The sequence below is a fragment of the Devosia rhizoryzae genome, from assembly GCF_016698665.1.
GTDB classification, from domain to species: domain Bacteria; phylum Pseudomonadota; class Alphaproteobacteria; order Rhizobiales; family Devosiaceae; genus Devosia; species Devosia rhizoryzae.
Genome location: NZ_CP068046.1, coordinates 934300 through 954076, shown reverse-complemented (window position 1 = coordinate 954076; position 19777 = coordinate 934300). Strand labels below are relative to the sequence as shown.

General features: G+C 61.6%; 22 protein-coding genes. 7 read left to right on the top strand and 15 right to left on the bottom strand.

Translation table 11 applies throughout. The features are described 5' to 3' along the window. The first annotated feature begins 88 nt into the window (after positions 1 to 88). Positions 89 to 1342, top strand: a complete 1254-nt coding sequence (locus tag JI748_RS04720; RefSeq protein WP_201635550.1) for a multidrug effflux MFS transporter — start codon at positions 89 to 91, stop codon at positions 1340 to 1342. On the opposite strand, the gene JI748_RS04715 is transcribed toward JI748_RS04720, so the two are convergent. Genes JI748_RS04715 through ttcA form a run of 6 tightly spaced genes read right to left on the bottom strand, consistent with a single transcriptional unit; the run spans position 1339 to position 4689 of the window. After that, a complete protein-coding gene (locus JI748_RS04715) occupies positions 1339 to 1965 on the bottom strand; it encodes an ATP-dependent Clp protease proteolytic subunit (RefSeq protein WP_201635548.1) in 627 nt (208 codons plus the stop codon). The two genes, JI748_RS04720 and JI748_RS04715, sit on opposite strands and share 4 nt — an antisense overlap. A 35-nt stretch (positions 1966 to 2000) precedes the next feature. Beyond that, on the bottom strand, positions 2001 to 2312 hold the full coding sequence (locus JI748_RS04710) for an SRPBCC family protein (protein ID WP_201635546.1): 312 nt from the start codon (positions 2310 to 2312) through the stop codon (positions 2001 to 2003). After that, positions 2309 to 2623, bottom strand: coding sequence for an ArsR/SmtB family transcription factor (locus JI748_RS04705; RefSeq protein ID WP_201635544.1), 315 nt, complete (start codon positions 2621 to 2623; stop codon positions 2309 to 2311). The genes JI748_RS04710 and JI748_RS04705 overlap by 4 nt, the downstream gene beginning before the upstream one ends. Positions 2624 to 2666: 43 nt before the next feature. After that, positions 2667 to 2957, bottom strand: a complete 291-nt coding sequence (locus JI748_RS04700) for a DUF4287 domain-containing protein (protein WP_201635542.1) — start codon at positions 2955 to 2957, stop codon at positions 2667 to 2669. Positions 2958 to 3016: 59 nt separating this feature from the next. After that, on the bottom strand, positions 3017 to 3820 hold the full coding sequence (locus JI748_RS04695; RefSeq protein WP_201637042.1) for an inositol monophosphatase family protein: 804 nt from the start codon (positions 3818 to 3820) through the stop codon (positions 3017 to 3019). Between the two features lie 11 nt (positions 3821 to 3831). After that, entirely contained in the window at positions 3832 to 4689 is an 858-nt protein-coding gene (ttcA, locus tag JI748_RS04690) for a tRNA 2-thiocytidine(32) synthetase TtcA (protein ID WP_201637040.1), read from the bottom strand. Positions 4690 to 4868: 179 nt separating this feature from the next. On the opposite strand from ttcA, the gene sbmA reads away from it, so the two are divergent. Together sbmA and JI748_RS04680 are read left to right on the top strand one after the other, a co-directional pair. Then, a complete protein-coding gene (gene sbmA / locus JI748_RS04685) occupies positions 4869 to 6185 on the top strand; it encodes a peptide antibiotic transporter SbmA (protein WP_201635540.1) in 1317 nt (438 codons plus the stop codon). A gap of 179 nt (positions 6186 to 6364) precedes the next feature. Beyond that, entirely contained in the window at positions 6365 to 6700 is a 336-nt protein-coding gene (locus JI748_RS04680) for a VOC family protein (protein ID WP_201635538.1), read from the top strand. On the opposite strand, the gene JI748_RS04675 is transcribed toward JI748_RS04680, so the two are convergent. From JI748_RS04675 to JI748_RS04645, 7 genes are all read right to left on the bottom strand, one after another. Then, positions 6697 to 6984, bottom strand: coding sequence for a type II toxin-antitoxin system RelE/ParE family toxin (locus JI748_RS04675; protein WP_201635536.1), 288 nt, complete (start codon positions 6982 to 6984; stop codon positions 6697 to 6699). The genes JI748_RS04680 and JI748_RS04675 overlap by 4 nt on opposite strands. Beyond that, on the bottom strand, positions 6984 to 7253 hold the full coding sequence (locus JI748_RS04670) for a ribbon-helix-helix domain-containing protein (protein WP_201635534.1): 270 nt from the start codon (positions 7251 to 7253) through the stop codon (positions 6984 to 6986). Before JI748_RS04670 ends, JI748_RS04675 begins: the two co-directional genes overlap by 1 nt. A gap of 95 nt (positions 7254 to 7348) precedes the next feature. Then, on the bottom strand, positions 7349 to 7966 hold the full coding sequence (gene rpsD, locus JI748_RS04665; RefSeq protein WP_201635532.1) for a 30S ribosomal protein S4: 618 nt from the start codon (positions 7964 to 7966) through the stop codon (positions 7349 to 7351). Between the two features lie 148 nt (positions 7967 to 8114). Beyond that, complete coding sequence (locus JI748_RS04660) at positions 8115 to 9404, bottom strand: MFS transporter (protein ID WP_201635530.1); 1290 nt, start codon at positions 9402 to 9404, stop codon at positions 8115 to 8117. Then, the gene (locus JI748_RS04655; protein ID WP_164534175.1) at positions 9401 to 10204 is read right to left on the bottom strand and encodes an RNA methyltransferase; all 804 of its coding nucleotides are present in this window, start codon (positions 10202 to 10204) and stop codon (positions 9401 to 9403) included. Before JI748_RS04655 ends, JI748_RS04660 begins: the two co-directional genes overlap by 4 nt. Before the next feature lie 37 nt (positions 10205 to 10241). Next, positions 10242 to 10859 (bottom strand): GNAT family N-acetyltransferase, encoded by a 618-nt coding sequence (locus JI748_RS04650; protein WP_201635528.1) that lies wholly within the window; start codon positions 10857 to 10859, stop codon positions 10242 to 10244. 89 nt (positions 10860 to 10948) lie between these two features. Next, positions 10949 to 11518, bottom strand: coding sequence for a GNAT family N-acetyltransferase (locus JI748_RS04645; protein WP_201635526.1), 570 nt, complete (start codon positions 11516 to 11518; stop codon positions 10949 to 10951). Positions 11519 to 11611: 93 nt separating this feature from the next. Between JI748_RS04645 and JI748_RS04640 the strand changes: the two genes are divergently transcribed. From JI748_RS04640 to JI748_RS04625, 4 genes are all read left to right on the top strand, one after another. After that, positions 11612 to 12043, top strand: coding sequence for a GFA family protein (locus JI748_RS04640; RefSeq protein ID WP_201635524.1), 432 nt, complete (start codon positions 11612 to 11614; stop codon positions 12041 to 12043). Continuing rightward, complete coding sequence (locus tag JI748_RS04635; RefSeq protein WP_201635522.1) at positions 12043 to 12378, top strand: TfoX/Sxy family protein; 336 nt, start codon at positions 12043 to 12045, stop codon at positions 12376 to 12378. The genes JI748_RS04640 and JI748_RS04635 overlap by 1 nt, the downstream gene beginning before the upstream one ends. 105 nt (positions 12379 to 12483) lie before the next feature. Then, a complete protein-coding gene (locus JI748_RS04630; protein WP_201635520.1) occupies positions 12484 to 13695 on the top strand; it encodes an NADP-dependent isocitrate dehydrogenase in 1212 nt (403 codons plus the stop codon). A gap of 440 nt (positions 13696 to 14135) precedes the next feature. Then, the gene (locus JI748_RS04625) at positions 14136 to 15092 is read left to right on the top strand and encodes a Tim44 domain-containing protein (RefSeq protein WP_201635518.1); all 957 of its coding nucleotides are present in this window, start codon (positions 14136 to 14138) and stop codon (positions 15090 to 15092) included. 55 nt (positions 15093 to 15147) lie between these two features. Here JI748_RS04625 and JI748_RS04620 read toward each other — a convergent pair whose 3' ends face one another. Together JI748_RS04620 and alaS are read right to left on the bottom strand one after the other, a co-directional pair. Beyond that, positions 15148 to 16860: a vWA domain-containing protein gene (locus JI748_RS04620; RefSeq protein ID WP_201635516.1), complete on the bottom strand. Its 1713-nt coding sequence runs from the start codon at positions 16858 to 16860 to the stop codon at positions 15148 to 15150. A gap of 217 nt (positions 16861 to 17077) precedes the next feature. Further along, a complete protein-coding gene (alaS, locus tag JI748_RS04615) occupies positions 17078 to 19717 on the bottom strand; it encodes an alanine--tRNA ligase (RefSeq protein ID WP_201635514.1) in 2640 nt (879 codons plus the stop codon). Between the last annotated feature and the right edge of the window lie 60 nt (positions 19718 to 19777).

The window sequence follows — 19777 nt, the reverse complement described above, 5'->3', positions numbered from 1 at the left end:
ATTGATGGGTTGCCAAACCTGGCCGAGAGGTTCATGGTCCGCGCAATCCTTTCGGCCGGTCTCCTTTCGGCCCTTCTGAGTTTCAATCATGTCCGATCACTTTACTCGGGTGCTGTCGCGCCCTGAATTCATTGCCCTTGTCGCGGCACTGATGGCGCTGAACGCGCTCGCCATCGACGTCATGCTCCCGGCCCTGCCCTATATGGGCGAAGCGCTCGGCATCGCAAACGAGAACGAGCGCCAGTTCGTGGTCACCGCCTATATGCTGGGCATGGGCATTGCCGTCCTTGGCTTTGGTCCCCTGACCGACCGTTTCGGCCGCCGGGCGCCACTCCTCTGGGGGGTCGGCATCTACATCGTCGCAGTGGTGATCGCGGCCTTCGTTCAGGATTTCACGGTCCTTCTGGCGCTCCGCTTCATCCAGGGCATGGGTGCGGCCAGCGTTCGCGTCATTGCGACCGCGGTCGTGCGTGACCGTTATCGTGGCCGCGAAATGGCCGAGGTCATGTCCTTGACCTTTATGGTCTTTATGGCGATCCCGATTATCGCGCCGGGCATTGGTCAGGTGCTGCTGCTGACCGGACCATGGCAGACGATTTTCATCTTCATGGGCCTGCTTGCAGCCGCCTTCTGGCTCTGGACCTATATGCGGTTGCCCGAAACTCTGCCCGAAGCCCAGCGCCGTCCTTTGAGCGTCGGCGGCGTGCTCAGCGGCTTCCGTATCGTCTTCACCAATCGCGTAGCCATATCCTATGGCCTCGCCGGCACCTTCCTGTTCGGTGCCCTTTTCGGCTTCATCACCTCGGCCCAGCAGATCTATGTCGATATCTACGGCCTGGGCGTCTACTTCCCGGTCGCTTTTGCCGCCATGGCAGGGCTGATGGCCATTTCCTCCTTCACCAATTCCAAGGTGGTGCGGCGCATTGGCATGCGGCGCCTTTCGCATGGCGCCATGCTGGTCTTTACCCTGGGTTCGGGCATCTGGCTGACGCTTGCCACGCTAGGCCTGCTGCCGCTTTGGCTCTTCTTCAGCCTCCTTGCGATCATCATGTTCTGCTTCGGCTGGTCAGCCTCAAACATGAACTCGCTCTCGATGGAGCCGCTGGGCAATGTTGCCGGCACCGCTGCTTCGGTATTCGGCTTCATCCAAACCGTCGGCGGCGCCCTGATCGGCTCCTATGTCGGCCAGCACTTCGATGGCACCACCGTGCCGGTCGCCACGGGCTACTTCACCATGGGCATTCTGACCCTGGCCTGCATCCTCGTGGCTGAAAAAGGCCGGCTGTTTGGCGTCGGTGAGGAATACGGCGGTAGCGCCGAACCGGTGATGGAAGTCCACTAAGCGCCTGCGGGTACTGGCAATTCCAGCTGGGACCGGTCCTGATAGATGTGGTCGACCAGGCCCCAGCGGAGCGCCTCTTCGGGCGCCATGAAGCGGTCGCGCTCCAGTGCGATCTCGACCTCCTCATAGGTCCGGCCGCAATGCTTGGCATAGATCTCATTCGTTAAACGCTTCAGCCGCATCGACTCTTCGGCATGGATCATGATGTCCGTGACCTTGCCCTGGTATCCGCCGGATGGCTGATGCAGCATGATCGAAGTGTTGGGCAGCGATGCCCGGTGCCCTGCAGCACCGGCAGCAAGGATCAGCGTGGCGGCCGAAGCGGCCATGCCCATGCAAAGCGTACCCACCGGCGCCTTGATGAACTGCATCGTATCGTACATCGAAAGCGCCGCGGTCACGACACCGCCGGGCGAATTGATGTACAAATAGATGGGCTTACCGGGACTTTCGGATTCAAGAAACAAGAGCTGGGCGCAGACCAGGCTGGCCATGCTGTCCTCGATCTGCCCGTTCAGAAAAATGATCCTTTCGCGCAGAAGGCGCGAGTAGATATCGAAGCTGCGTTCGCCACGGCTCGATTGCTCGACCACCATAGGGACGAGTTGCATCATGTCGCGCATCGGCGACCTCCTGATTGTTGATGGTTGATAGTGCCTTAGGCGGCGAGCATCAGCGTTTCGGGCAACGGCTCGTTGCTGTTAGCTGCGGCTGGCGCATGGGTCAGGCGGAAAAACGTGCCGCCAGATCCGTTCCCTTCGATCTCGAAGGTGACGAGGCTCTCATTGTCTGTTTCCGAGAGCCGGTATGTCAGTTCGGCGTTGTCCTTTGACGTCACCAAAGTGAGCTTGGCGTCATCCGGAGGTTGTAGCCAGCGCTCGAGATATTCGGGCACGGTCAGCGCGCGCCAGACTTTTTCGGGCGGCGAGTCGAGATCGGTCTCGAAAACCAGTTCGGGCGTGTCGCTCATTGGTCCATCTCCCTCAGAAGGTCCTTGAGATTGTCGATGCGGCTCGGCCAGAAGTCGCGATAGCGGGCGAGCCACGAATGGAGCGGCGCAAAGCCTTCCGGGTCGACGCGGTAGTGTGCGTACCGCCCCTCGCGGCGCTCCTGCACCAGTCCTGCCCCGCGCAGCACCGCCAGGTGCTGGCTCATTGCCGGCTGCGAAATAGCAAAGCCCTCGCGCAAGTCGGTCGCGGTCAGCTCGGCGCCGGACAGGCGTTCGAGGATGGCGCGGCGGGTTGGGTCCGAGAGGACGCGAAACAGTTCGGCTTCGTTCATGCGCAACAGATAAGCACAGACTTATGAGTTGTGGCAAGCGCTGTTATTCGGGTTTGGTCGCCAAGCCGTCGAGCCAAAGCATTTCGCTTTCATCCCGGTGAACGCCGGTCGTACCGACATGCTTGCGGTCAATTTCCGGCCCCTTTTTGATCACATGCACCAGAGCCATGCCGTACCCACGTCCAAGGCCGAAGTCGACCTTGAGCCACTCGAGGATCACGCCAGCCTTGACGTTGGGATCGTCGAACCCCTTGGCCTTGGCGAGGTCAACAAGCTCACGTGGCGTCTTGCCGGTCTTGGTTTCGATCGCATCGAGATAGGCCTGGAACGACATGGCAAGCTCCGAAAAACATCAACACCAATACGACGAAGAACTGCCTAGCTTTTCGACGCTCAGACGCTGAACACTTCGCGCCGCAACATCTCCCAGCTCGCTTTATCCGGCGCGTTGAGAATACCGGCGTCGATCCGGCCAGCGCGGAAGGGTGAGCCGTCGAGATGCGCGCTATAGCCGCCCGCCTCTTCATGGATCAGCGAACCCGCCAGATGGTCCCAGGGCATGGTCAAGTCGGCGCCGGAGAAATGCGCATGGCCGCTGGCGACCATCCAGTATTCGTAGGCCGAGCAGCCATAGCACATGGAAAGCCTGACCCGGGTCAGATTGGCAGCGACCCGGCTGCGCAAGGGCTCCTGTAGGTAGCTCCAGCAGACCAGCGAGACCATGTTTTCGAGCCCCGTTGGCGCCGCGGCCCTGATTGGGCTGCTCTGCCCGGACGCTCGGACCAAGCGTGCGCCCGCTCCGCGCTCGCCGATGAGAACATCGCCCCGCAGCGGATCACAGATAAGGCCACCGATGGTCTCGCCCCTGCGCACCACGGCAAGGATGGAGCCGAAAAGCCCATTGCCTGCGGCAAAGTTGAAGGTGCCGTCTACGGGATCGATTACAAAGGCCAGCTCGGCTTGAACGAGGCCGGACAGGATAGATTTATCGGCGGCATAGGCTTCTTCGCCAACGATCAGTGCATCGGGATAGAGATCATGAAGGGCGGCGGTGATCACCCGTTCGGCCCCGACATCGGCCTCGGTCACCAGATCGTATAGGTGAGACTTCCGGTCAATGTCGGCATCCTCGAGATTTCTGAAACGCGGCACGATCTCCCGGTTGCCGGCCTCGCGAAGGATGTCGGCGAGGCGCATGACGTCGAGGCTCAACTCCTGCTCCGATCAGCGGACAAGCCGGCGAAGTCGAAAAGCTTTGGATCGAGCATATGGCTCGGATTGATGTTGCCCATCGCACGGATCATCACGTCCTTGCGGCCCGGCATGCGCTTTTCGATGTCGGTTAGCATGGTCTTCATGGCGTTGCGCTCGAGCCCATCCTGCGAGCCGCAGAGGTCGCAAGGGATTATCGGGAACGCCATGGCATCGGAAAAACGCTGCAGGTCTTCTTCGGCGCAATAGATCAATGGCCGCAGCACTTCGAGGTCCCCCTCGTCATTGACCAGCTTGGGCGGCATGGCCGCAAGGCGCCCGCCATGGAACATGTTCATGAAAAAGGTTTCGAGACTGTCGTCGCGATGATGGCCAAGCACCAGCGCCGTGCAGCCCTCTTCCCGGGCAATGCGGTAAAGGTTGCCGCGACGCAGGCGCGAACAGAGCGAGCAATAGGTGGCGCCCGCCGGCAGCTTGTCGGTAACGATCGAATAGGTGTCCTGGTATTCGATCCGATGCTCGATGCCGAGGCCCGTGAGGAAATCCGGCAGGATGTGCTTGGGAAAGTTCGGCTGGCCCTGGTCGAGGTTGCACGCCAGGAGTTCGACCGGCAAAAGCCCGCGCCACTTGAGATCAAGCAGCAGCGCCAGGAGCCCATAGCTGTCCTTTCCGCCCGAAAGCGCGATCAGCCATTTGTCACCCGGCTTCACCATGGCGAACTTTTCAAGCACCTCGCGCGTGTTGCGGATCAGGCGCTTGCGCAGCTTGTTGAACTCGACCGAACGCGGGGCATTGGCAAAGATCGGATGGGCGCCGGCATCGCTGTCCTCGAATGGCGTAGCGGGGGCTTCCATCACCGTGCTCATGGCGAAACTTTCCTTGGGTGGGCTTTCGTAGCTGATACCGCCCCTTCCCGCGCTTGGAAAGCAAAAGCCGGCGTGCAGAACCTTACCAAAGCTTAACTTCCCGTCCTTGTTTTAACCCCGCATGGACAGTTAGATGGCCCCATCTCACGGCACCCTGGAGTCTCCCGGTGTTTCGCTCATTCTTCCCCCAGCCTCGTATGTTCTTCACCTCGGCGATCGCCTGGACCGTCCTGGCGATGCTGATCTGGTTTGCTTTCGGGGCGCAGCTGCAGCCCTACCTGAGCGTCGGCAATTGGATCGGTATTGCCCCGACGGAAGCCGATCCCGAGCCGTTCTTTAATCCGGACCGCGTCTGGCTCTATCAATACATTCTCTTTGTCGGGTACCTTTTCTGCGTCCCCTGGTATTTCCTTAATGACAACAAGCGCTGGTACTGGTGGTCCGTTGTCGGCACTGTAACTATCATCGAAGTCGTCTATTTTGACGTCCAGATCGGCGCGTGGATGAACGACTGGTATGGCGAGTTCTACAACCTCATCCAGAGCGCTCTAACTACCCCAGGCAGTGTATCGCTCGATCAGATGTTTGGCGAACTCAGCACTGTTTTATATGTGCTGCTACCGCGCATCGCCGTGCTCGTCCTCAATGCCTTCTTCATTGCCCATTACCTGTTCCGCTGGCGCCGGGCGATGACCTTCTTTTATCTCACGCATTGGCAGCGCCTGCGCCATATCGAGGGTGCCTCGCAGCGTATCCAGGAAGACGCCCAGCGTTTCGCCAATATCGTCGAGGGCCTGGCCGTCGCGCTTGTCGCCTCGCTCATGACGCTGATCGTGTTTCTGCCGCTTCTGTGGGATCTCTCGAGCAACATCACAGAACTGCCGCTGGTCGGGCCGGTAAATGGCAGCCTCGTCTGGGTAGCGCTGATGTCCGCCATCGTAGGCACGGTACTTCTAGGCCTCGTCGGCATTAAGCTTCCAGGCCTGGAGTTCCAGAACCAGCGTGTCGAGGCAGCTTTCCGTAAGGAGCTTGTCTACGGCGAAGACCATGCTGGACGTGCAAGACCAATGACCGTGCGCGAGCTGTTCCGGGGCGTGCAGCGCAACTACTTTACGCTTTACGGGCACTACCTCTACTTCAACGTCGCGCGCTACATCTACCTGCAGGGCGCCAACTTCGTGCCGCTTGTTGCCATGGCGCCCTCGATCGTCGCTGGCACGCTGACGCTAGGCCTGTTCCAGCAGGTCAGTAACGCCTTCGGACAGGTGGAAGACAGCTTCCGCTTCTTGGCCAACAGCTGGACCACGATCATCTCGCTGATCTCGGTCTACAAGCGTCTGCGCGCCTTCGAATCGCACATTCCCGGCAATGGTCTTGAAGGCGTCGACTACAACGACCCCCGTTTCCTTGCGACAGAAGCCGGCTTCCCACCGGCAGAACCCGATCAGGATGGACTTCCGGAACATCCGCCGGTCGGAACCTGAACTCCTGAACAAAGGCCCTCGGTGCTTCCGAGGGCTTTTTCTGGCGTTTAAACCGGCCTCCCACGGGGGAAAGCGGAGCTTGACCGTCAGGCTTCGCGCAGCTCGGAATGGGGGTGACGTAGCACTCAATCGCGGAACCAAGCCCCTCTTCCCTTGTTCTCGGAAAGAGGAGATCCAACATGGCCATCACCAACATTCTTGCCAATATGAGCTGCACCGATCTCGCGCGTAGTGCCGAATGGTACCGCACGTTCTTCGAGCGCGACGCCGATCAGAACCCGATGGATGGGCTGCTGGAATGGCATTATGGCGCTGCCGGGTTTCAGCTCTATCAAGGCCCGGACAATGCCGGGCACTGCACCGTGACGCTGGTGGTCGACGACGTCCATGCGGAGCGGGAGCGGCTAACCGACTTTGCGCCCGGCGAAATCCAGCAGGCGAACTATGTCACGGTATTCCAGCTGCGGGACCCGGATGGGAACTTGGTAGTGCTGGCACAGCCGGGGCATGTTTAGAGGTCTTGACCACCGTAGTAGACGTTCAGAATTTCTATGAGGTCTTCGTTGACGCGATAGGTGATTGTGGCCGAATTCTCGGGCACCGATCGGACGCCAACACCTATGCGTTCTTGAATTGGGTAGCCGGTCGGCAGGTCCCCGACATTTAGGCACTTCGCAACGATGCGATCCACATACGCCTTGGCAACCGAGTAACTCGCCCCGTTTGCGAAAAGGAAGCTTTCAATATCGAGAAGGTCCTCGGAGGCTTGCTCGCGGAAGACGACAGGAAGCCTGCGCATCAACGGCCGTAAAGTTTGTCCAAGTGCGCGTCTAGGCGAGCCCGCATCTCTTCGACTGAGATGGTCGGGCGGGAGTCGGCGAGCGATTTCCGGGTTTTCTCCCGCATGTATTCGATCTCGCTCTCGGTAAAATCAACGTGCGCCCAGTCCTGCTGTTCGAGAGCATTCCGCACAACATCGCTGATCGTGTCGTAGCGGCCGGAGTCCACCTGCTCCTGCAGGACGGCCACCAGTTCGCTGGGAAGTGTGATGCTGAGCTTTTCGTTCATGGCTGGAACCTCCACTCTCACAAATTAAGCTCAGTTTGACCAAAACAAAAGGGCCGCTCCAAGAGCGGCCCTTCCAGATTGCTGATTGGTTTCGCTTAGCGCGAGTAGAATTCGACAACGAGGTTCGGTTCCATCTGGACCGGGTACGGCACGTCGGCGAGGGCCGGGACGCGCACGAAGGTGGCGGTCATCTTGGAGTGGTCGGCTTCAACATAGTCCGGAACGTCACGCTCGGCCAGCTGGGTGGCTTCGAGAACGACGGTCAGCTGCTTGGAGCGCTCGCGCACTTCGATCTTGTCGCCGATCTTGACCTGATAGGACGGGATGTTGACGCGCTTGCCGTTGACCAGGACGTGGCCGTGGGAAACGAACTGGCGGGCAGCGAACACGGTGGCCACGAACTTGGCGCGGTAGACGATCGCGTCGAGGCGCGATTCGAGCAGGCCGATCAGGTTCTCGCCGGTATCACCCTTGACGCGGGCGGCTTCGGTGTAGAGGCGCTTGAACGCCTTCTCGGTGACCGAACCGTAATAGCCCTTGAGCTTCTGCTTGGCGCGCAGCTGCAGACCGTAGTCCGAAAGCTTACCCTTGCGGCGCTGGCCATGCTGGCCGGGGCCATAAGCACGGGTGTTGAGCGGCGAGGCGGGACGGCCCCAGATGTTTTCGCCAAGACGGCGGTCGATTTTGTGCTTGGCAGAAATGCGCTTTGTCATCGCGTATCCTTTTAGACGGTAAATGGATCGCGCCCTCCTCTGCCATCCTTGCGGATGACCGACAGACTTCTTATCGAAATCCCGGGTGCGCCTATGGGCCGATCGGCCGAAATAGGTGGGCGCGTCTTAGAACCCGCGCCCGTCGAAGTCAAGCGCCGGAAGGCTTTTCCGCCGGTGCCAGCGTTTCCGCCGTGCCATCGGCCACCATCTTGTGGTCGAGCGAGCGCTGTTCGCGCAGGCCCGGGAAGATGACGCTCCAGATCCCGGCCACGGCGATTGCACCAAACCCGCCGATCACCACGGCCGCCACGGGCCCCACGAAATGCGCCACCGTGCCGGCCCGGAACTCGCCGAGCTCGTTGGACGCGCCGATAAACACTGAGTTGACCGCGTTGACGCGGCCGCGAACCTCTTCGGGCGTCCAGAGCTGCATGATGGTTTCGCGGATGGTGACGCTGACCATATCGGACGCGCCGACCAGCGCCAGCGCCGGGATCGACAGCCAGATCGAGGTGGAAAACCCGAAGACCACCGTAAAAGCACCGAATAGCGCCACAAAGACAAAGAGAATGCGGCCGGCGAAATTGCGGATCGGAAAGCGCGTCAGAAACAGCGCCATGGCAATGGCACCGATGCCCGGCGAGGCCCGCAACAGGCCATTGGCGATCGAGCCGCCATGAAGAATGTCGGTGGCATAGATCGGCAACATGGCCACTGCGCCGCCCATCAGGACGGCAAACATGTCGAGTGAAATGGCGCCCAGCACCACCTTGTTGGAGAAGATGTAGCGGAAGCCGCCAAGCAGCGTTTCCATGCTGGTCGCCTGCGCCGACTCGCGCTTGGGCGGGGCCGGGATCAGAAGAACGGTGACCACCGCAAGCCCCAGGAGACCGGCGCCGATGCCGAAGGGTATGGGCGCGCCAAACGCGTACAGCACGCCGCCCACAGCGGGGCCCGCGATCGACGCGAACTGCCAGGCCGAAGCATTGACGGTGATGGCATTGCTGAGCGCCTCAGGCGGCACGAGGTTCGGTGCCAGCGACTGCGCCGCTGGGCTCCAGAAGGCCCGCGCCGTGCCGAGCACGACCAGAATGCCGAAGATCGGCCAGACCTCATGCGCTTCGGCCTCGGTAAAAAGGAGAAAGCCGATGGCGCAGGCGAGTTCGACGCAAAGGCAGATCGCCATGATCCGGCGCCGATTGAAGCGGTCGGCAGTCAAGCCGGTGACCAGGATCAACAGCAGCGCCGGCAGGAACAGGCAGAGCCCCACAAGGCCCACCAGCAGCGGTTCGCGCGTCACTTCATAGATCTGGTAGGCGATCGAAACCGACATGATCTGGACGGCAAAGCTGACCAGAAGCGTCGTCAGCCAGAAAAAGCGGAAACCGACATAGCTGAACGCGATGCGTGACTTGTCGGCGGGGGCTGCGGTGCTCATTGGGGGTCTTTTGCTGGCTTCTGCCGATTGGGGTTGGGTCGTTCGTGGCGGCGATCGATCGAGGAAATAACGCCGCGCAGGGTGCGGATTTCCTGTGCGGTAAAGCGCCCGCGGGTCAAAGCAGTGCGCAGATTGTTGACCATGCTGGGGCGTTTGTCCGGCGTGGTGAAAAATCCGGATTGATCGAGCACGCCTTCGAGATGCTCGAAGAGCCCCACCAGCTCCGACCGCGGCGCCGGCTCGGCCAGCCCTTCGCTGAACGGCAGCGCCCTGCCCTCCGCGCTGGTGCGCCGGAACTCGTAGGCCATCAACAGCACGGCTTGCGCGATGTTGAGCGAGGCAAAGGCCGCCTCGACCGGCAGGGTAACGATGGCATCGGCCATGGCGACTTCGTCGTTGAGCAGGCCCCAGCGTTCGCGGCCGAACAACAGCCCGGCGCCCTGCCCGCCAGCGATATGCGCCGCCATATTGGTGGACGCTTCCTCGGGCCCCAGCACTTCCTTTTGCATATCGCGCGAGCGGGCTGTGGTGGCGTAAACCAGCGTTAAGTCGCCGATCGCCTCTTCCAGCGTCTCGAAGACGCGAACGCGCTCGAGCACATGGTCGGCGCGAGACGCAGCAGCGATCGCCTTTTCATTGGGCCAGCCATCGCGCGGCCGCACCAGGCGCAAATCCCAAAGCCCGAAATTGGCCATGGCGCGCGCAGCCGAGCCGATGTTTTCGCCAAGTTGCGGCTCACAAAGAATAATCGCCGGCGTGGGCGCCAGCGATATGGGTTGCGAACTATCGGTGCCTGCCATGTGCCGCGATCCTTGGAGGAGACCGCGGGGGCATAGCTTAAATGGCGGCGCGGGGCAAATCGGGCGTTGCACTGCGGCGGCGGAAATCGACCACTTTCGTCGACGGGCGCCATTCGCGATCGAGAATGGCAAAATGCAGTTCTTCGTCCCACTCGCCCTGGAACAACGCATGTTCGCGGTAATGCGCCTCAAGGCGCATACCGAGCGTCTGCATCAGCTTGATGGAATGGTGGCTGCGGCCATCGCAACGAACGGTGAGGCGATGGATGCGGAACTCGTCGAATGCGAGATTGAAAATCGTCGTCAGCGCTTCGGTCAGATAGCCCTGGCCAGAATAGGCGGGGTGCAGCATGAAGCGCACTTCGCCCTGGCCGGAGGTCGCATCCGACCAGATCAGGCAGACCTGGCCGATCAGCTGATTGTCGCCCTTGCGCACCATGGCGAGGGACAGGGTATCGCCGGGACGCTGTAGGGAGACCTGGTTGCGCATGGTGCCGACGACATCGGCAACGTCGGAGGAATAGCGGGACTGGCGCAGGGCATAACGCTGGGCGGCAGGCAATGTGTGATAGGCGGCAACGGCTTCAACATCACCGCGCTCAAAGGGGCGAAGTTGCAGGCGGTCGGTGGCAATTGGCAAAGAAAAAGATGACATAATCGTAAGCGCTCCCAGCTGGACGGTATTCAGCCCACGTGCCCGAACGACACCAAAGCATCTAAGTTCCGTCACTTCCCGGGAATATCTTACCCCGCCTGTTGAGCCTGCCATTCGCGCAGGAGGATCGCGTAATAGAACTCCTCGTCCCACTCGCCTTTGAACACCGCATGCTCCCGGAAGTGAGCCTCCCGGCGCATGCCGAGCCGCTCCATCAGGCGCCAGGACGCAACATTGCCAGCGTCGCACCGGGCATAGAGCCGGTGAAACTCACCATTTTCGAAAGCAAGATGGATCAACCTTCTCGCCGCTTCGCTGGCGAAGCCCTTGCCGTGATAGGCCGGGTGAAAAATCCAGCCCACTTCACCCTGCCGCGCCTCGGATGATCGCCAGATCAGAGAAATCTCGCCCAAAAGCACGCCGTCGGCAGAAGATTCGACTGCAAGAATGATCCGGTCACCTTCTTGATCAAGGTGAAGCTGCGTCGTTCTTTGCTGCACGGCCAGCGCGCATTCCTCGCGGCTGAGCGGTGCGTCGAACAGATAGCGCGCCACGTCTGGACGGCTACGATAGCTATGGACAGCATCGACATCGCCGCGCGTGAACGGACGCAGGCGAAGCCGTTCCGTGGTCAGCGGATAGTCCGGTCGAATGGCCATGACGTTCCCGTTCGCAGTGGCAACAGCTTTGCCCCTCCTAACGCCGTTGGCAAGCCGCTTGCTCCAGCCCGTCCTTCATGCCAGCCTTCCACCATGCCCAGACCAGAACTCGACCTCACTGCCGATTGCGACTGCGGCGCCGTCACGCTGCGGGTCACGGGCAAGGCCGTGTCGATGTTTCAATGCGGATGCGAAAATTGCCAGAAGGTCTCGGGCAGCGGTCATTCCTCCGTCGTACTGATGCCCGCCGGTAGCGTCGAACTCAGCGGCCTCACCAAAAGTTTCGAGCGACCAGCAGATTCGGGCGCGACCTTCACACGTCACTTCTGCCCCGATTGCGGCACCACAATTCTCGCCCATTCGTCACGCGCACCAGACCTGCGCATCGTCCCCGCTGGCCTTTTGGCTGGTCAGAACGACTGGTTCTCGCCCAATCAGCTGATCTTCGCCCGCTCGCATCCGGACTGGGATAATATCGCGGAGCAAATCCCCCGCTACGACACCTACCGGCCGGAGAAATCTTGATGAGCATGGCGTCCGAGGAACTCGCCGACCGCGTCCGCGGCCTGCTGCCTGGCGGCGAAAACATCCGCGAACAGAAAATGTTCGGTGGCATCTGTTTCATGCTCGATGGCCATATGCTGGTAGCGCCGGGCAGCGACGGTTCCTTGATGGTTCGTGTCGGCAAGGATGGCATGGAAGCCGCCCTGCGCCGCCAAGGCGCAAGCGTCATGGAGATGAAAGGGCGCAAGATGGGCGGCTTCATCCTAGTCAGCGGCGATGCAATTGAAGACGAGTCCGCCCTCGGCGAATGGATCGACCTCGCCCGCGCCTTCGTCCGGACGCTGCCCGCCAAGTAACACGCCCTCGGCAAGCCCCCATGCCGAGCCCGCCTTTGCGCTTTTCCCCTGCAATGCTATACGGGCGACCGACATGGCAAAGGCCACGCATTCAGGGAGTTTTCGATGAGCAAGATCAAAGTCGCCAACCCGGTCGTCGATCTCGACGGCGATGAGATGACCCGCATCATCTGGCAGGCGATCAAGGACAAGCTCATCCACCCCTACCTTGATCTCGACATCAAGTATTATGACCTCTCGGTCGAAAACCGCAACGCAACTAACGACCAGGTGACGATCGATTCCGCCAACGCCATCAAGCAGTACGGCGTCGGCATCAAATGCGCCACCATCACCCCCGACGAGCAGCGCGTCGAAGAATTCGGCCTCAAGAAGATGTGGAAGTCGCCCAACGGCACCATCCGCAACATCCTCGGCGGCGTGATCTTCCGCGAGCCCATCATCTGCAAGAACGTGCCGCGCCTCGTTCCCGGCTGGACCCAGCCGATCATCGTCGGCCGCCACGCTTTCGGCGATCAGTATCGCGCCACCGACTTCACCTTCCCCGGCAAGGGCACGCTGACCATCAAGTTCACGGGCGAAGACGGCCAGGTCATCGAGCACGAAGTGTTCCAGGCCCCCGGCTCCGGCGTCGCCATGGCCATGTACAACCTCGACGACTCGATCCGCGACTTCGCCTATTCGAGCTTCAACTACGCGCTGGCCCGCGGCGTGCCGTGCTATCTTTCGACCAAGAACACCATCCTCAAGGCCTATGACGGTCGCTTCAAGGACATATTCCAGGAGATCTACGAGGCCGAATTCAAGGAGCAGTTCGAAGCCAAGAAGATCTGGTACGAGCACCGCCTCATCGACGATATGGTCGCCTCCGCCCTCAAGTGGAGCGGCGGTTACGTCTGGGCCTGCAAGAACTACGACGGCGACGTCCAGTCCGACATCGTCGCCCAGGGCTTTGGCTCCCTCGGCCTCATGACCTCGGTCCTGGCAACGCCCGATGGCAAGATTGTCGAAGCCGAGGCCGCCCACGGCACGGTGACCCGTCACTACCGCCAGCACCAGCAGGGCAAGGAAACCTCGACCAATTCCACCGCCTCGATCTTCGCCTGGACCCGCGGCCTCGCCCACCGCGCCAAGCTCGACGACAATGCCGAACTCGCCAAATTCGCCGCAACGCTCGAAAAGGTCACCGTCGACACGATCGAAGAAGGCAAGATGACAAAGGATCTGTCCCTCCTCGTCGGTCCCGATCAACCCTGGCTCTCCACAATCGGCTTCCTCGACGCCATCGACCAGAATCTGCAAAAGGCCATGGCGTAAACGTCGCTTCTGTCGATCAGCAACGGCGCCCTCGGGCGCCGTTTTTGTTTGGGTCTCCACTCTCTTGACCCTCCCCCTTGAGGGGAGGGCAAGCAGAGCTTGGCGAGGCACGAGCCTAGCGGCGCTCGGGAGGGGTGCCGGGCATGCCTGAGATAAAGGAGGTGCCCACCTCCGGTACCCCCACCCACCCTCCCCCTGCAGAAGGGGGAGGAGCCGCACCGTAGCTAAACCACGATCTCGGGCAAACACCGCACAGACTCCTCCCCCTTCTGCAGGGGGAGGCGGGGAGGGGGTGCGACACGCACACCTTGTTCCGTACATGGGCTGCAAAGGCGGAACCCCTCCCCGCCGCCACCATTAGCCGCAGAATAATCCGTGTTTTGGCCCTTAATCCGCGGTCAAAACACACCATATTAGGCTCATCTTTCGAGGAGTGCCCCATGTTCAGAAATCGCGGCTTCAAACTGGCCAGCCTGTTGTCGGTCTTTGTGGTCATCTTTTCCATGGCGGCCGTGGACTATGCCGAGGCGCGGGCGCGCGGCGGCTTCGGCAGCCGCGGTGGCCGCACATTTTCGCCGCCCGCCTCGACACAGACCATTCCCGGCCCTGCAGCGCCGATCAATCGCACCATGACACCGTCTCAGCCGGGCACTGCCGCACGCACGCCCGCCCAGCAGACGGCGCAGCCGCGCGGTGGGTTCTTTAACGGCTTCGGCGGATCGCTCTTCCGCGGCCTTATGCTCGGCGGCCTTTTCGGCCTCCTCCTGGGTACCGGCTTTGGCGGCATCGGCGGCTTCATGAGCCTCCTGTTCCAGGCCCTTCTGATCGGCGGCGCCATCTGGCTGGTCATGCGCCTCGTGCGCGGCACCAATCGGCCGGCCACCGCCAATGGCGCCCCCTATATGAGCCGCGAAACCAGCAATTCGCGCCCGATGCCCAATTTCGGCGGCGGCAGCGCCACCCGCGCACCGGCTCGGCCCAAGAACCCCGATGAACTCGGCATCACCAACAAGGATCTTGATACATTCGAGCAGATGCTGGGCCACATCCAGACCGCCTATGGCCGTGAGGACTACGCCGCCCTGCGCCAGGTGACGACGCCCGAAATGATGGGCTTCCTCGCCGAAGAGCTGGCCTCCAATGCCAGCCGCGGCCAGATCAACCGCCTCGCCGACATCAAGCTCCTCCAGGGCGACGTCTCGGAAAGCTGGCGCGAGGGCAACACGGAATACGCCACTGTCGCCATGCGCTATCAGCTGCGCGACTGGTCGGTGGACCGCACCAGCGAACGCGTCGTTGTCGGCGATCCGGAAACGCTCGAAGAAGCCAAGGAACTCTGGACCTTCGTCCGCCAGGCCCGCGGCGACTGGAAGCTCTCGGCCATCCAGGAAGCCTGAGCCACCTCCCCAACCATCAAGCCCTCAGGTCACCCCGGGGGCTTTCTGTTGCATCCTATTTCGACTTGGTTTTGGTCTTCGCCGGGGCAGCCTCCTGCTCTTTAATCGTGAGCTCGAACCGCTCCCCAGCCTTGATCGTCACCTCGGTATCGCTGACCACGCCGTTCTTGTCCGTGTGGACCAGGTAGTCTCCAGCCTTGAGCGTCGACAGCCATTCAGGCCCAAAGCCATAGTCGAAGGACGTGCGATTACCCGCTATGTCCTCCTTGGCCGAAAACACCTCGACATAGTCGCCGTTCGGCGCCGTCACGGCCAGGACACCGGCATCAAGATCGAGAGGCACTTCGGTGCGCTCGCCGGTCCTCACGCTAAACGGCACCTCGCCTTCGGTCCCGTCGAGTTCATAGGCCAGCACATAGTCACCCTCGGCCAGCGTGAAATCCTGCTCTCCACCATAGCCATAGGCGACCGATTGCCGTGTCCCGTCGAGGGCCTTTTTGGCTTCGAACACTTCCATGTAGATGTCGTCATCCACCTTCTGACCCGCCGTGTATTCGGTCGAGAAAAACGCGATGCCGACACCCACCACGACATCTTCGTCCACCGTGTCGCCAGCCGCCAGTGAGTACGTGCGGCTCACCGTGCCTTCGCCGATGGTGACATTCGCCTCGACCTCGCCCGACGGCAACAGCGTGTTCACGTCGCCATAGTCGGTCGCGAGGTACTCCCCGTCGAGCTTGATCTCAGTCGAGGCGTTGGTGTCGAGTTCGGCCCCTTCGCTCGGGAGCGGATGAAGCTTGAGCACCGCTCCGTTGAGCACGAAATGAGGTTTGGCCACCCCGCCTTCGGAAATGGTGATCGGCTGGGCCACGGTGACATGGTCCGCCTCGACCTCGAGGATATAGTCGCCGGGTTCGAGAGTTTCCCTGAAGTCGGAATAATAGCCGGTGCCAAGGTCGGCGCCCTTGCTGCCATCCGCATTGGCCTCATACCATTTCCAGATAATGTTGAATGTCTCGTCGGCAATGTCGGGTCCGCCCTCGGCCAGCGACAGTGTTGGCATGAGGTTGAACTCCGGCTGCGGTTCCGGCGCGCTCACCGGCGCGGGTTCAGGCTCGGGCTGCGGCTCGGGTTGAGCCTCCGCCACTTGTGCCACAGTCGTGGTCAAAGCCTCCACCAGCGCATCGCCATCAGCTGCGGAAAGATAGCGGCCGCCGGTATTTTCGGCCAAGCACGCTACCTGTTGCCCTTCCTCGTCGGAAAGCCCAAAGCCCAGCACATGCGTGGTGAAGTCGATACCCTTGGCTTCCAGATCACTGGCCAGCGCGCAAGGATCGACCTCGCAAGTTTCAAGGCCATCGGTGATCAGGATCACCGTCGCCTTTTCCTCGGTGTAGGCCAAGTCCTTGGCCGCGAGCCGGACCGCGTCAGAGATCGGCGTCATGCCCTTGGGATTGATCTCGTCTGCAGCCGCAGCGATCGCCGCGCCATTCCCCGGCGCCGGCTCGACCAACATCTCGATATCGGCGCAATTGCCCTTCTCGCGATGGCCATAGGTCATGAAGCCAAGTTCGAGATCGTCGGGCAGCGTCGCCAAAACTTCGCTCAGCGTATCGCGCGCGATGGTGATGCGCGCCTTGCCGTCAATCTGCGCCCACATCGACCCCGATCCATCGAGCACGATGATCGCCCGCTCCGCCGCGACGGCCGGCGCAAAAAGCGCCAGAGCCGCTGCCGCCGCTAGCGCAAATCTTCTCACCACATGCATCTACCAATCCCTCCAAAGCAGAGCACCCGGCCCCGCGACCATGCACACCGAGCCAGTTGGGACCGAAACGAGCATGTCCGGGATCGATGTCAAACAAAAGCGCTTTCGCGCCACAGTTCGACTTGTTTCGATCCAGACGAAGCAAGACATCAAGTTGCATCTTATTGCCACCGATGCAGCGGCAAAGAAAAAGCCCCGCCGAAGCGGGGCTTGATGTTTAAAGCAGCTCGCGAATGGCCGCGATCGCTTCATTGGCCTTGGCGCCATTGGGGCCGCCGCCCTGGGCCATGTCGGGCCGGCCACCGCCGCCCTGCCCGCCAAGCGCTGCGGTCGCCGACTTGATCAGCGTGCCGGCGGCATATTTGCCGGTGAGATCGTCGGTAACGCCGATGGCCACCGTGCCCTTGCCGTCCTCGCCCTTGAGCACCAGAACGACGACACCCGAACCGATGCGCTTCTTTTCGGCATCGACAACGCTCTTGATGTCCTTGGCGGCAACGCCCTCGACCACGCGGCCGACAAACGTCACGCCGTTGACGGTTTCGCCAGCGCTGCCGGCCTCGCCGCCACCGCCGAGTGCCAGCTTTTGGCGCGCATCGGCCAAAGCGCGTTCGTTGCGCTTGAGCTGTTCCTGCAGCGCTTCGATCCGCTCGAGCACTTCATGCGTGCCGGAGCGCAGAAGACCCGCAGCAGAGGAGACAATTGCCACATTGGCGTTGCCGCGATGACGCGCCGCCTTGCCGGTCAGCGCCTCGACGCGGCGCACCCCGGCAGCAACTGCGCTTTCGCCGACGATCGAGACAAGGCCGATATCGCCAGTGCGGCGAACATGGGTGCCGCCGCAAAGCTCGACCGACCAGCCCAACCCGTTGCCGGTGGGCTCGCCCATCGACACCACGCGCACCTCGTCACCATACTTTTCGCCGAACAGGGCGCGAGCGCCGGACTCCTTGGCCTCCTCGACACCCATCAGCCGCGTTTCGACCGGGGTATTCTGGAGGATGATGCTGTTGGCGATGTCTTCGATCTCGGCCATTTCCTGGCTGGAGATCGGCTTGGTATGGACGAAGTCGAAGCGCAAACGGTCCGCCGAAACCAGCGACCCCTTCTGCGCGACATGATCGCCCAACACCAGGCGCAGCGCCTCGTGCAGCAAATGCGTCGCCGAGTGGTTGGCGCGGATGGACGAACGACGATCGTGATCGACCACCAGTTCGACCGCCTGGCCGACCTTGAGCGATCCTTCACCGACCTTGACCTTATGGGCAAAGACGCCGTGAAACTTATTGGTATCCGTGACGTCGGCGCGCGCGCCCTCGCCCGTGATCACGCCGGTATCGCCGACCTGGCCGCCGCTTTCGCCATAGAACGGCGTCTGGTTGACGACGACGAGACCTTCCTGTCCTGCCTCGATCGACTGCACTTCGGCGCCGTCCACCAGCAAGGCCTTGATCTCAGCTTCCGCGGTTTCGGTTTCGTAGCCCAGGAACTCGGTGGGTCCGAGCTTGTCGGCAAGGCCGTACCAGACCGTGTCCGCCGCCGCTTCGCCCGAACCGGCCCAGTTCTTGCGCGCCTCGGCCTTTTGCTGCGCCATCGCGGCATCAAAGCCCGCCTGGTCGACGCTGATGCCGCGCGAACGAAGGGCATCCTGCGTCAGGTCGAGCGGGAAGCCATAAGTGTCATGGAGCTTGAAGGCGGTGTCGCCGCTCAGCGTCGCGCCTTCGCCCAGGCCTGCCGTCTCGGCTTCGAGCACCTGAAGACCACGGCCGAGCGTCTTGAGGAAACGCCCTTCTTCGAGACGCACCGTTTCGGTGATCATGGCTTCGCCACGGCTGAGCTCGGGATAAGCCTGGCCCATCTCGCGCACCAGCGTGGGCACCAGCTTGAAGATCGTTGGTTCGCTCGCACCCAAAAGCGTCGCATGACGCATGGCGCGGCGCATGATGCGGCGCAGCACATAGCCACGGCCTTCATTGGACGGCAGCACGCCTTCGGCAATCAGGAAGCTCATGGAGCGCAAGTGATCGGCGATGACGCGCAGGCTGCGGTTGCCCGGGCCGGCCACGTCGGAATTGGTGGCATTGGCGGCAGCGGCAATCAGCGCCTTGAAGAGATCGATGTCGTAATTGTCGTGGACACCCTGCATCACGGCCGCGACGCGTTCGAGACCCATGCCGGTATCGATCGAGGGGCGCGGCAGTCCGCTGCGCGTGCCATCGGCATGCTGCTCGAACTGCATGAAGACGAGGTTCCAGATCTCGATCCAGCGATCGCCATCTTCGTCGGGCGAACCCGGAGGACCGCCCCAGACCTTATCGCCATGGTCGTAAAAGATTTCCGAGCATGGGCCGCACGGACCGGTATCGCCCATCTGCCAGAAGTTGGACTTGGCGCCGAGCCGCACGATGCGATCCTCGGAAAGGCCGGCGACCTTCTTCCAGAGCGCCATGGCCTCGTCGTCATCTTGGTAGATGGTGACCATCAGCTTGTCGCGCGGCAGCTCCCATTCCTTGGTGAGGAGGTTCCAGGCCAGCTCGATGGCGCGTTCCTTGAAATAATCGCCAAACGAGAAGTTGCCCAGCATCTCGAAGAAGGTGTGGTGACGCGCGGTAAAGCCCACATTGTCGAGGTCGTTGTGCTTGCCGCCGGCACGCACGCACTTTTGCGCCGTGGTGGCTGTCGAATAGGGACGCTTTTCGACGCCGGTGAAGACGTTCTTGAACTGCACCATGCCCGCATTGGTGAACATCAGCGTCGGATCATTGCGCGGCACCAGCGGGCTCGACGGCACGGCCTCATGCCCATTGCGGGCAAAGTAGCCGGTAAAGCTCGAACGGAGGTCGTTGACGCTGGTCATGCAAAGACTTTCGTGGGCGAGGACGCTCGTGACGTCCAGGTAGGAAAAACGGGGCTTTTT